The 11943-nt window shown below is 71.8% G+C and carries 10 protein-coding genes and 1 other RNA gene; 2 read left to right on the plus strand and 9 right to left on the minus strand.

What is annotated here, in order from left to right:
• The first annotated feature begins 50 nt into the window (after window positions 1–50).
• On the plus strand, window positions 51–1388 hold the full coding sequence (locus ACFW5B_RS27060; protein WP_386444748.1) for an MFS transporter: 1338 nt from the start codon (window positions 51–53) through the stop codon (window positions 1386–1388).
• A 93-nt stretch (window positions 1389–1481) separates the two neighbouring features.
• Here ACFW5B_RS27060 and ssrA read toward each other — a convergent pair.
• From ssrA to ftsE, 5 genes are all read right to left on the minus strand, one after another.
• Window positions 1482–1851, minus strand: a transfer-messenger RNA (tmRNA) gene (gene ssrA / locus ACFW5B_RS27065).
• Between the two features lie 124 nt (window positions 1852–1975).
• Complete coding sequence (gene smpB, locus ACFW5B_RS27070; RefSeq protein WP_386444751.1) at window positions 1976–2473, minus strand: SsrA-binding protein SmpB; 498 nt, start codon at window positions 2471–2473, stop codon at window positions 1976–1978.
• An 18-nt stretch (window positions 2474–2491) separates the two neighbouring features.
• The gene (locus tag ACFW5B_RS27075) at window positions 2492–3712 is read right to left on the minus strand and encodes a S41 family peptidase (RefSeq protein ID WP_386444754.1); all 1221 of its coding nucleotides are present in this window, start codon (window positions 3710–3712) and stop codon (window positions 2492–2494) included.
• 68 nt (window positions 3713–3780) lie between these two features.
• Entirely contained in the window at window positions 3781–4692 is a 912-nt protein-coding gene (gene ftsX / locus ACFW5B_RS27080) for a permease-like cell division protein FtsX (protein ID WP_386444757.1), read from the minus strand.
• A 9-nt stretch (window positions 4693–4701) separates the two neighbouring features.
• Window positions 4702–5391 (minus strand): cell division ATP-binding protein FtsE, encoded by a 690-nt coding sequence (ftsE, locus tag ACFW5B_RS27085; protein ID WP_018091242.1) that lies wholly within the window; start codon window positions 5389–5391, stop codon window positions 4702–4704.
• 251 nt (window positions 5392–5642) lie between these two features.
• Between ftsE and ACFW5B_RS27090 the strand changes: the two genes are divergently transcribed.
• Entirely contained in the window at window positions 5643–5837 is a 195-nt protein-coding gene (locus ACFW5B_RS27090) for a hypothetical protein (RefSeq protein WP_386444760.1), read from the plus strand.
• Window positions 5838–5936: 99 nt separating this feature from the next.
• Here the strand turns inward: ACFW5B_RS27090 and ACFW5B_RS27095 are convergent, their stop codons facing one another.
• The 4 genes from ACFW5B_RS27095 to ACFW5B_RS27110 form a co-directional block, all read right to left on the minus strand.
• Window positions 5937–6812: a hypothetical protein gene (locus ACFW5B_RS27095; RefSeq protein WP_386444762.1), complete on the minus strand. Its 876-nt coding sequence runs from the start codon at window positions 6810–6812 to the stop codon at window positions 5937–5939.
• A gap of 318 nt (window positions 6813–7130) precedes the next feature.
• Window positions 7131–8237, minus strand: a complete 1107-nt coding sequence (gene prfB / locus ACFW5B_RS27100; protein ID WP_386444764.1) for a peptide chain release factor 2 — start codon at window positions 8235–8237, stop codon at window positions 7131–7133.
• Window positions 8238–8376: 139 nt separating this feature from the next.
• On the minus strand, window positions 8377–9684 hold the full coding sequence (locus ACFW5B_RS27105) for a serine/threonine-protein kinase (RefSeq protein WP_386444770.1): 1308 nt from the start codon (window positions 9682–9684) through the stop codon (window positions 8377–8379).
• Between the two features lie 236 nt (window positions 9685–9920).
• A complete protein-coding gene (locus ACFW5B_RS27110; RefSeq protein WP_386444773.1) occupies window positions 9921–11570 on the minus strand; it encodes a serine/threonine-protein kinase in 1650 nt (549 codons plus the stop codon).
• Window positions 11571–11943 lie beyond the last annotated feature (373 nt).

Here is an 11943-nt window from a genome sequence, read left to right on the forward strand (position 1 = left end):
GCTGACCAGGTGTTGGACGGGCAAGGGCCGCGGCGGCGACCGTAGACGGCATGATCCTCTTCCTCGCCGCCCGGCCCGTGACCGCCCCTCCTGTACGCCCGGCCTCGCCCGTACGCCCCACCTCGCCCGTACGCCCGGCCCCGCGCCGCCGCCGCGCACGCTTCCGCCCGCTCGCCCGCTTCCGCCCGTTCGCGCCCTATCGGCGGATCTTCGCCGTCCCCGGCACCCGCGCCTTCACGGCCGCCAACCTGCTGGCCCGGCTGCCCATGGGGATGCTCAGCATCAGCGCGGTCCTGATGATCGCCGGCTCGCGCGGCTCCTATGCGCTGGCCGGGGCGGTCACCGCGACCGGTCTGGCGGCCACGGCGCTGGCCGGCCCGTGGACCGCCCGGCTGATCGACCGCTACGGCCAGTCCCGTATCGCGGTCCCGGCCACCGCACTCGCCACCCTCGGCTCGCTCTCCCTCCTCCTCTGCGTCCACTACGGCGCGCCCGGCTGGACCCTCTTCGCCTCGTACGCCGCCACCGCGACCACCCCCAACACCGGCGGCATGTCCCGCGCCCGCTGGGCGCACCTCTTCCGCGACGACCCGGCCGCCCGGCACACCGCCAACTCCTTCGAACAGGCCGCGGACGAGCTGTGCTTCCTGCTCGGGCCGGTGCTCGCCACGCTGCTGTGCACCACCCTCTTCCCGGAGGCGGGGACCGCGGTGGGCGCGGCGCTGCTGCTCACCGGGGTGCTGCTCTTCGCGGCCCAGCGCCGCACCGAACCCCCGGTCGCCACCCGCACCGCGGGCCACACCCCCGCCCGCTCCCCGCTGCGCCTGCCCGGCCTCCCGCCCCTCCTGCTCACCTTCCTCTGCACCGGCGCGATCTTCGGCTCCCTGGAGGTGGTCACCCTCGCCTACGCCGACGCCCACGGCATCCGCTCCGCCGGGGGCGCCCTGCTGGCCCTCCAGGCGGCCGGCTCCGGCGCGGCCGGGCTGCTCTACGGGCTGCTGCGACCGGCAGCCCGTCCCGGCCTCCGCTTCCTGGGCTGCACCGCGGCAATGGCGGCCCTGATGCTGCTCCCGCTGCTCGCGGCGGCGACCGGAAGCCCGGCGGCACTGGCCGCCGGGCTCCTCCTGGCCGGTATGGCCACCGCGCCGACCATGGTCACCGGCATGGGCCTGGTCCAGTCGCGGACGCCGCCGGGGCAGCTGAACGAGGGCATGACCCTCGCCGTGACCGCACTGCTCGGCGGTATCGCGGCCGGCTCGGCGGGCGGCGGCTGGGCGGTCGAGCACCTGGGCGGTGCGGGCGCGGCCTACGGGGTGCCCGCCGCGGCGGCCGCCCTCGCGCTGACCATCACCCTGCTCACGGGCCGCCGGCCCCGGCCCCGCCCGTGAAACGACGCAGGCCCCGCTGTCCTCACGGACAGACGGGGCCTGGGCCTACATGGGATGACGGGGTCCGGGGGGCATACCCCCCGGCTCTCCGTGTGGTGGAGATGGCGGGAATCGAACCCGCGTCCAACGGTGCGGAATCAGGGCTTCTCCGAGTGCAGTTCGCTGCGATTTTCTCGGCCCCGGAGATCACGCGAACAAGTCTCCGACGGGCCCAGTCACTGTTTAATTTCCTTCTGCACCCCGTGACCGGGTCCAGAAGTTTAGTTCCCTAGCTGATGCCAGGATCCGGGTCGGGAACATCCCCGGGCTGACACTTCGCAAGTCGCTACTTAGGCAGCGAGGGCGAAGGAATCGCGCTTGGTGTTGGCGATTATTGGTTGCGACATATGGTTAACGAGATCATTGCCGCTTCCTCGACTCGCTTCCCCTGCTTCGACATCCGCTGTCGAAACCGATCATCCCCATGTTGATTTATCAAGGTGGTGCCTGCGCCCCTCGTGGGGTGCGGAGCCATCGTACGGGAACAACGCCCGCGGTTGCCAGCGTATTCCCGGGAGCCCGGCCGGACCGGGCCCCGTCGGGGCAGATCAGGCCCGCTGCCGCCGCCGGGCCGCCGAGATCGCCCGGTCCGTCTCGCGGCGGTCCTGCTGCTCGCGGAGCGTCTGCCGCTTGTCGTACTCCTTCTTGCCCTTGGCCAGCGCGATCTCGACCTTGGCCCGGCCGTCCTTGAAATAGAGGGCGAGCGGCACGATCGTGTGGCCCGACTCCTGGCTCTTGGACGCCAGCTTGTCGATCTCGGCGCGGTGCATCAGCAGCTTCCGCTTGCGCCGCGCACTGTGATTCGTCCAGGTGCCCTGGGCGTATTCCGGGATATGTACGTTGTGCAGCCAGGCCTCGTTGTCGTCGATCTGGACGAAACCGTCCACCAGCGACGCCCGGCCCTGCCGCAGCGACTTCACCTCGGTGCCGGTCAGCACCAGACCACACTCATAGGTGTCCAGAATGTGGTAGTCGTGCCGCGCCTTCTTGTGCTGCGCGACGAGCTTGCGCCCCGGGTCCTTGCCCTTGCCTTTGTCCTTAGCCATAGTGCGGCCATTTTCGCACTAAGACCCGCCCCCGAGGCCACTCAATACCGTGCGGGCCCGCTTCTCGGCGCCGCTGCCCACGACCAGGTCGGGGGCGAGGCCGGAATCGTCGACGGTCCGGCCGGACGGAGTGCGGTAGTGGCCGACGGTCAGCTCCGCGACCGAGCCGTCCGGCAGCTCGCTGGGCATCTGCACCGCGCCCTTGCCGAAGGTCGGGGAGCCCACCACGACCGCCCGGCCGCGGTCCTGGAGCGCGCCGGCCAGCAGCTCGGCGGCGCTCATCGTGCCCCCGTCGACGAGGACCACCAGCGGCACCCGCGTGTTCCCGCCGCGCTCCGCGTACAGGGCACGCTGGCTGCCGTGGACGTCGTACGTCGCGACCAGGCCGCCGTCCAGGAACGCGGAGGCGGCGCTGACGGCCTCGGTGACCAGGCCGCCGGTGTTGCCCCGCAGGTCGAGCAGCATGCCGCGGTCCGGGGAGGCCTCGCGCACCGCACGGCGGACCGCGTCGCCGGTGCCCTTGGTGAACGCGGCGATCCGGACGCGGGCCGGGCCGTGGGCACCGCCCGGCCGGTCGACGACGACATTGCGGGTGCTGAGCCGGGTGCGGTGCAGGGTCTCCTGCCAGCGGCGGTCGCCGCGCCGGAGGTCCAGGGTCACCGGACTGCCGGCCGCGGCGGCGGCACCGCGGGAGCTGCCGGGGACCGCGCCGCGCAGCCGGGCGACGACATCGGTGACCGGCACGTCCCGGGTGGTGTGGCCGTCGATGGCGCGCAGCCGGTCACCCGCCGCGAGGCCGGCCCGTGCGGCGGGCCCGCCGGGCTGCACCCGGGACACCTCGGTCCGGCCGCCGGCCACCTGCCGCACCCAGATCCCGACGCCGACATAGCCGCCGCCCAACTGCTCCTGGAAGTCCTCGTACTGGCCCGGCGTGTAGATCGTGGACCAGCGGTCGCCGCTGCGGCTGACGACGTCGGCAGCGGCCTGCGCACCGGACTTGCCGTCCGCGACGGCTTCGGAAGCGGCCCGCTCGACGGCGGCGCGGTCCGCGAAGGCGGACTTGCGGGCCTGCGTTCCGGAAAGGGAACGGTCCGGGGCGGTGTGCCCCGCGGCACCCTCCGCCTCATCGCTCCAGGTGCCGGTCACCACGCCGGCGGCGAGCACGCTCGCGAGGAACAACGTCAGGGCCGCCCCGCGGCGAATGCGGCGGGGCCGGTCGTACGAACACGGGCCCGACATGCCGGTGAGTCTAGGGGACAAAAGGGCGCCGTACGGCAAGTTGACCGTACGGCGCCCCTTGGCAAAGCTCACACCTTGAGGTACTTGCGCAACGCGAAGAACGCGGCGAGCGCGGGCATCAGCAGCCCGATGAGGAGGACCAGCGGGAGGACCGTCACCACCGAGTCCCAGCCGATGAAGTTGATCACCTGGATCTTCTTCGCCAGCCAGTTGTTGACGAGGATGTACTTGCCGCCGACGATCAGCACACAGGCGAACGCGGCGCCGAGCAGGCCCGCGATGGCGGCCTCCAGGATGAACGGCATCTGGATGTAGAAGCTGGACGCTCCCACCAGCCGCATGATCCCGGTCTCCCGCCGCCTGCTGAACGCCGACACCCGCACGGTGTTGACGATCAGCATCAGCGCAACGACCAGCATCAGCCCCATCACGACCAGCGCGGCGATGTTCATGCCGTTGAGGAGGTTGAACAGCGGCTCAACGGTGTCCCGTTGGTCCTGCACCTCCATCACGCCGGGCCGCTCGGAGAACGCCGACTTGATCACCGTGAACTTCGTCGGGTCCTTGAGCTTGACGCGGTAGGACTCCGGCAGCTGGTCCGGCGTCACCAGCCCGGCGACGGGGGTGTCACCGAACTGCTCCTTGTAGTGCTTGTAGGCCTGGTCGCTGGACTCGTACGTCACCTTCTGCACGATCGGCAGCCGGTCCAGCTCCGCCTTGATGTCGTTCTTCTGCTGCTGGGTGGCCGCGCCCTTGGCGCAGTTGGCGCCGGTCTCGGCGTCGTTCTTGTTGCAGAAGAAGATGGAGACGTTGACCTTGTCGTACCAGTAGCCCTTCATGGTGCTGACCTGGTCGCGCATCAGCAGCGAGGCGCCGAACAGACCGAGCGAGAGGGCCACGGAGACGATGACGGCAAAGGTCATCGTGAGGTTTCTGCGGAGACCGACTCCGATCTCCGACAGGACGAACTGGGCGCGCATGGCGTCCTTTCAGTGCTGGTAGCCGTACACGCCGCGCGACTGGTCGCGTACGAGCCGGCCCTTCTCGAGTTCCATGACCCGCTTGCGCATCTGGTCGACGATCTGCTGGTCGTGGGTGGCCATGACCACCGTCGTACCGGTCCGGTTGATCCGGTCCAGCAGCTTCATGATGCCGACCGAGGTCTGCGGGTCGAGATTGCCGGTGGGTTCGTCCGCGATGAGCAGCATCGGGCGGTTGACGAAGGCCCGCGCGATGGCGACGCGCTGCTGCTCACCACCGGAGAGCTCACCCGGCATCCGGTCCTCCTTGCCGCCGAGGCCGACGAGTTCGAGGACCTCGGGAACCGTCTTGCGGATCTGGCCCCGCGGTTTGCCGATCACCTCCAGGGCGAAGGCGACGTTCTCCCCCACGGTCTTGTTGGGAAGCAGCCGGAAGTCCTGGAAGACCGTCCCCACCTGGCGCCGCATCTGCGGGACCTTCCAGTTGGAGAGCTTGCCGAGGTCCTTGCCCAGAACGTGCACGTGGCCATGGCTCGCCCGCTCCTCGCGCAGCAGCAGCCGCAGGAAGGTGGACTTGCCGGAGCCCGAGGAGCCCACCAGGAAGACGAACTCGCCGCGCTCGATCTCGAGCGAGACATCCCTGAGCGCAGGGCGGTTCTGCTTCGGGTAGGTCTTGGAGACGTTGTCGAATCGGATCACAGATGCACCACGGTCGACCTGGATAGGGGCACGGGTTGCCGAGTTGCGGCGCCCGTCGGTGTGCGTGACCATACGCGAACCTCGCGGGACGGCGCAGTCGCCGTGGGCGGTTGGTGCGTTTATTCACGGCAGCTACGGGACAAAAGGGCGCACAATCCCGCGGGGCGCGCCGTTCCGGCGAGGAGCTGGCACAGTGGAGGAGGGAACCAATGTGCCTTCCGGTGCGTTGGTGCAGTGGAGAAGGAGGTCGCATGACGTACGACCGACTGGTGTGCGCCAACTGCGCGGCCCCTGTGAGCGAGGGCCGCTGCCCCGTGTGCCGGGCCAGCAGAGAACGGCTTCAGCAGCAGGCGGGCGGGATATTCGCCCAGCTCAGCCCGGCCGTGCTGGTGGCACTGATGATCCTGCTGATCGCGGTGGGTGCGCTGCTCCACCAGCTCGTCTGAGACCGGTCAGAGCTTCCCCGGCGGGCCGTGGGAGCGCGGACGCCGAGGGGCCCGGGACGCTTTCGCGCCCCGGGCCCCTCACAGCTGTACCGCCAGGCGTCAGGCCGCCGCGGCGCCGCCGTTCTTGTTGATCAGGCGGGGCAGCATACGGAAGCCCACACCGCCCGCGATCATCGTCGCCGCACCGATGAGCAGGAAGGTGGTACCGGAGGAACCGGTCTCCGCCAGCTCGCCACCCTTGGCCTGCTGCTTGGCCTGGCCGGGGGTGTCAGCGATCTGCTCCTTGCCCTGACCGGGCTGCTCGACCGGCTTGGAGCCCTCGTTGTCGGGGCCGGTGCCGTCGGTGTCACCGATGGAGCTGCCACCGTCGCTGGTGCCACCGTTGCCGGTGCCACCGGAGTTGTGGCCACCGGTGCCGTTGCCACCGGAGGTCTCCTCGCCGCCGGTGGTGCTGCCCGTGCCGCCGGTGGTCTCGTCACCACCGGTCGTGCTGCCGGTACCGCCGGTGGTCTCGTCGCCGCCGGTGGTGCTGCCCGTGCCGCCGGTGGTCTCGTCGCCGCCGGTGGTGCTGCCCGTGCCGCCGGTGGTCTCGTCACCACCGGTCGTGCTGCCGGTACCGCCGGTGGAGTCGTCGCCACCGATGCCGCCGGTGGAGTCGTCACCGCCGATACCGCCGGTGGAGTCGTCACCGCCGATACCGCCGGTGCCGTCGTCACCGCCGATCTCACCGCCGGTGGTGTCACCGCCGACCTGACCGGTGGTCTCGCCGCCGTCGGTGGCACCGGTGGACTCGCCACCCGAGTCGCCGCCGCCGATGATCCCGCCGATAATGCCGCCGATGATGCCGCCGTCCTGGCCCGCGGTCTCACCCGGGCTGGCCGCGGAAGCCGCGCCGGCCGCGGTGAGCGACGCACCGGCCGCAATCACCGCACCGGCCGCAATGCGCGCCACGCGCAGCCGCGTCTTCTTCGTCATGTACTGCTACCCCCAGTAGCCGAACTGTCAATGGAGCACCGTTGCACGGGGCGGCGGGCCGATGGGGGTGCGCGAGCCTCGGCGCCGCACTGCGGGCCGGCCGCTCAATCCCCCGTTGATGCACGCGCCCCAGACATACGCATGCCGCGCTCAGCCTTCCCAGTTCAGCCACCATCGTCAAGGTCGATTAAAGTCCCGATGCCCGAATTACCGAGAGTTGGGCGGTACATGGACATACGACTGTGACCAAACCCCCACAGCAAAAACAACTGCCTCCACGAGGGAGGCAGTTGTTTCCGCTTCGGACGGGCGGGCCCGTTACTTCTCCTGCTGCTTGCGCCAGCGGATTCCGGCCTCCAGGAAGCCGTCGATGTCGCCGTCCAGAACAGCGGTGGGGTTACCGACCTCGAACTCGGTCCGCAGGTCCTTGACCATCTGGTAGGGGTGCAGGACGTACGAACGCATCTGGTTGCCCCAGGAATTGCCGCCGTCGCCCTTGAGCGCGTCCATCTTGGCCTGCTCCTCCTGGCGGCGGCGCTCAAGGAGCTTGGCCTGGAGGACGTTCATCGCGGTCGCCTTGTTCTGGATCTGCGAGCGCTCGTTCTGGCAGGAGACGACGATGCCGGTGGGGAGGTGCGTCAGCCGGACCGCGGAGTCGGTGGTGTTGACGCCCTGGCCGCCGGGGCCGGACGAACGGTAGACGTCCACCCGCAGCTCGGACTCGTCGATGTCGATGTGGTCGGTCTGCTCGACCACGGGCAGCACCTCGACACCGGCGAACGACGTCTGGCGGCGGCCCTGGTTGTCGAACGGCGAGATCCGCACCAGGCGGTGCGTACCCTGCTCGACGGAGAGGGTGCCGTACGCGTACGGGACGTTGACCGCGAACGTGGTCGACTTGATGCCGGCCTCTTCCGCGTACGAGGTCTCGTAGAGCTCGGTCTTGTAGCCGTGCCGCTCGGCCCAGCGCAGATACATCCGCTGGAGCTTCTCGGCGAAGTCGGCGGCGTCGACACCACCGGCCTCGGCGCGGATGTTGACGACCGCCTCACGGGAGTCGTACTCGCCGGACAGGAGGGTGCGGACCTCCAGCTCGTCGACCGCCTTGCGGACGGCGGCCAGCTCCTCCTCGGCCTCCGACCTGGCGTCCTCGTCGCCCTCGGCCTCGGCGAGCTCGAAGAGCACCTCGAGGTCGTCGACCCTGCCCCGCAGGTCCTCGGCCTTGCGCAGCTGGCCCTGGAGGTAGGACAGCCGGCTGGTGATCTTCTGTGCGTTCTCCGGGTCGTCCCACAGGGACGGGGCCGCGGCCTGCTCCTCGAGCACGGCGACATCGGCCCTCATCGTGTCGAGGTCCAGGACGGCCTCGATCGACCCCATGGTCGAGGAGAGGGACTTCAGCTCTTCGGATACATCGACGACTGCCACGCACCCAGCCTAACGGCTGCCACCGTCAGCGTGACCCGGCCCCGGCGGCCCGGACCCGCCGGAAGCCGCCCGCACCGGGTCCGCGGCGGCCCGTACACCGGTCGGCGGGCCGGCGCGGCCCCTGCCCGCCCGGGGATTGTCACGGGGTGTCCGGCTCCGACTGATGGACGCCCGGGGTGCCGTCGCCCGGCTCGTCGTCGCCGGAGGCCAGCCAGCCGCCCAGACCGGCCGCCACGAGCGCCGCGGCGGCGGCCGCGCCCAGCTTGACCCGGCGGCGGCGCACCGTCTCGGCGGACGCGCGGTGCCGGGCCGAGCCCGCCCGGCGCTCACCGGCGGCGCGCGGGGCGCGGGCGGTGCCATGGGCGCCGCCCGCCAGCTCGTCCGGGCCCGGAACGCGCATGCTGGTGTGCGTCTCCCGGTTGGAGTCCGGGACCGCGCCCTGCACCAACGGGACCGCGCCGCGCGGCGGGGTGGCCTCGGCCGGTGCCGCCGACGGGTAATACGGCTCGTCGCGGCCCCCCGCGGCTTCCTGCTCGCCCTCCGGCTCCTCGTCGTCCGGCTCGTCGATGTCCAGCGGCGGCATGCCCGCCAGGCCGGGCAGCAGCTCCCGCAGCCGGGCGGCGAGCTCCGGGGCGCGCAGCCGGGAGGCCGGGGCCTTGGCCAGGCACTGGAGCAGCAGCTGCCACAGCTCGTCGGGGATGCCGGGCAGCGGCGCCACGCTCTCGGTCACATGGCGGCGCAGCACCGCCCCGGGGTGCCCGCCCCCGAAGGGCGTGAACCCGGCGAGCAGCTCGTACAGGACGGTCGCCAGCGCGTAGACGTCCACCGAGGCGCGCGGCGGCAGCCCCTCGATGATCTCCGGGGCGAGGTAGTCGGGGGTCCCGATGACCTTTGCCGAGCGGAGCGGGACGGTGCTGCCCCCGGCCGGCGGCTGGGAGAGGGCGCGGCGCGGGATGTCGACGAGCCGGGCGATGCCGAAGTCGGTGAGCAGCGCGGGGTGCGCGCCACCGGGGCCGAGCGGGCCCTGCATGTCCAGCAGGACGTTCTCGGGCTTGACGTCGCGGTGCACGATCCGGGCGGCGTGCGCGGCGGCGAGCCCGTCGGCCACATCGGCGACGATGGCGACGGCGGCCTCCGGGGCCAGCCGGCGTTCGCGCTCCAGACGGGTACGCAGGTCGGTGCCGCGCACCAGCTCCATGACGAGCGCCAGGTCGTTGCCGTCGACGACGAGGTCGCGGACGCCGACCACATGGGGATGGTCCAGGCCCAGCAGGGCCGCCCGCTCCTGTACGAAGCGGCCGACGAGCTCCTGGTCGGACGCGAGCTCCTCACGCAACAGCTTGATGGCCACGGCCCCTTCGGGACCCTCGCCCAGCCATACCGTGCCGGCACTGCCCCGTCCCAGGATCTGGTGGGCGGTGTACCGGCTGCCGATCTTCCGTGCCAAAACTGCTCCGACGTGTCGGGCCCCCGAGCGTCCTGCAGGGGCTGAGGTTGGCGTCAAAGCTACGCGGGTGCCAGGGGGTTCAATGCCCCGGACGGTGGCAACCTTCACTTCTGTGAGCGAAATTCTCCGCCGGAAGTCGACAAATCCACCGGGTGAGCCGTAGAGCAGGCGCGAGGGGTGACGGCCCGGCAGAAACGGCGGCCGCCCGCGGCCGGGGAGCGCGCGGGCGGCGGGCGTCAGCGGCCGAGACTCCGCACAAAGCTCTCCACGCCGCGGTAGATCTCCCCGAGCTGCGCGAAGAAGCCCCTCGTCGTACCGATCCACTCCTGGAGCGGGGTCAGCTCCCAGATCAGCCAGGCCGCCACGAACAGCAGTATCAGCGTGAACAGACAGCCCTTGAGACAGCCCAGGCCGGGGATCTTCATCGGGTTGGCGCTGCGCTGCCGCGGCTCGCGCCGGGGCCGGGGTTCCGGGGCGGGCGGCCGCTGCGGCTCGTAGCGCTGCGGCGGCGGCTCCCGGCGCCGCTGGGGCGCCTGCGGCTGCTGCTGGGCGTACGGAGCGGGCTGCTGACGGTACTGGGGCTGCTGCGGGCGCTGCGGCGGCTGCTGGGGCGCGGCCTGGCGCTGCGGACGGCGGCGCAGCGGATCCTCGCTGGGGTCCAGGTACTGCACCTGGGTCTGCTCGTTGCGGTCGCGGGCGGCCCGCAGCTGGGACTCCCACGGGTGCGGCCCGTCGGGCCCCTGCGGACCGCCGGCCGGTGTGCCCATCGGCATCGGCGGCATGGCCCGCGTCGGATCTCCCTGCCCACCGGGGGCGCCCGGTCCGGCCGGGCCGCCCGTGGACGGCAGCACGCTGGTCGCCGCCGCCGGGTCGTACGAACCGGCGCCCGAGGGGAGCACCTGGGTGGGGTCGGCGTCGCCTCCGCCGGCCTGGCCGCCGTCGGCACCGGTCCCGGGGACCGTTGCGGGCGCGGGGTCGGAGACGAGCAGCGCGGCGACGCCGAGCGCGGCCTCGGCCTCCTCGGGGCGGGCGTGCACCCCGATACCGGCCGCGACGGTGCGCAGCGCACGGGCGAGGCTCTCGGCGCTGGGCCGCTCCTCGGGCCGCTTGCGCAGACAGCGCTCTATCACCGTCCACAGCGGCTCGGGCAGCGTGGCGGGACGCTGCGGCTCCTCGCTGAGGTGCCGGTGCAGCACCTCCAGCGCGGTCGAGCCGGCGAACGGCGGACGGCCGGTGACCAGCTCGTACAGCAGGATGCCGGCGCCGTAGATGTCCACCGCGGAGGTCTGCGGGCGGCCCTCGGCGGACTCCGGGGCCACGTAGGCGGGGGTACCGACGAACTCATGGGTGCGGGTCAGGCCCGGGGAGTCGGCGAGACGGGCGATGCCGAAGTCGGTCAGCATCGGGTGCATCTCGCTGCTGCCGTCCGAGCCGGCCAGCAGGACGTTGGCGGGCTTCAGGTCGCGGTGGACCACCCCGTCGGCGTGGCTGGCGGCCAGCGCGTCGGCGATCTGGGCGGTCAGCAGCGCGGCGGCCACCGGGCTGAAAGGCCCGTTGTCCCGCAGGTAGCGGTGCAGGTCGGGGCCGTCGACCAGGTCCATGACCAGGGCGAGCAGATCGCCCTCGACGACGAGGTCGCGGGTCCGGACGATGTTCGGGTGGGTGAGCCGCAGCAGGACGGAGCGCTCCCGCAGGAAGCGCATCACCACGTCCGCGTCGTGCGCCAGCTCCTCCTTGAGGACCTTGATCGCGACCGTCTCACCGGGCTCTCCTGCCACGGCGGCCTCGGCGCCCGCCGTCTCCCGCTGGCGGGCACGCCAGACGGTGCCCGTGGCACCGCGTCCCAGCGGCTCCTCGAGCAGGTACTTGCTGCCTACCGGCCGCACGTCATGCGCTCCCTGGTCGTGGTGGTTCCCTTGCCCGGCCCGCCCGGTCAGCTGATCGACTCGGCGCGGCCCGTCCGACCCACTGTAGTGCCGTCGCACAAGCTTTTCGGTCCGGCGGCCCAGGGCGGGCTCGTGGGAAAGACGCGGGTTCGGGACGGATGGTTGCGTGCCCCGGCCGGACGGCGCGGACCGTGCCCCGCGCCGTCCGGCCGGGCGCCGTCCGAGCTGACCACGGCGGTCGAAATCCGGCCGGGCACGGCGCGCAAGCAGGCACTTTTTCGCCCTTAGAAGACCAATCAAGATCACGAAACGGCGGTCGACGGGCGCACTGTCAGTGGCAGGTGCGAGGATGCACCCTGCACGATGTGGTGGG

Origin of the sequence: Streptomyces sp. NPDC058773, from assembly GCF_042746015.1 — a bacterium.
In the GTDB taxonomy this organism is placed as follows: domain Bacteria; phylum Actinomycetota; class Actinomycetes; order Streptomycetales; family Streptomycetaceae; genus Streptomyces.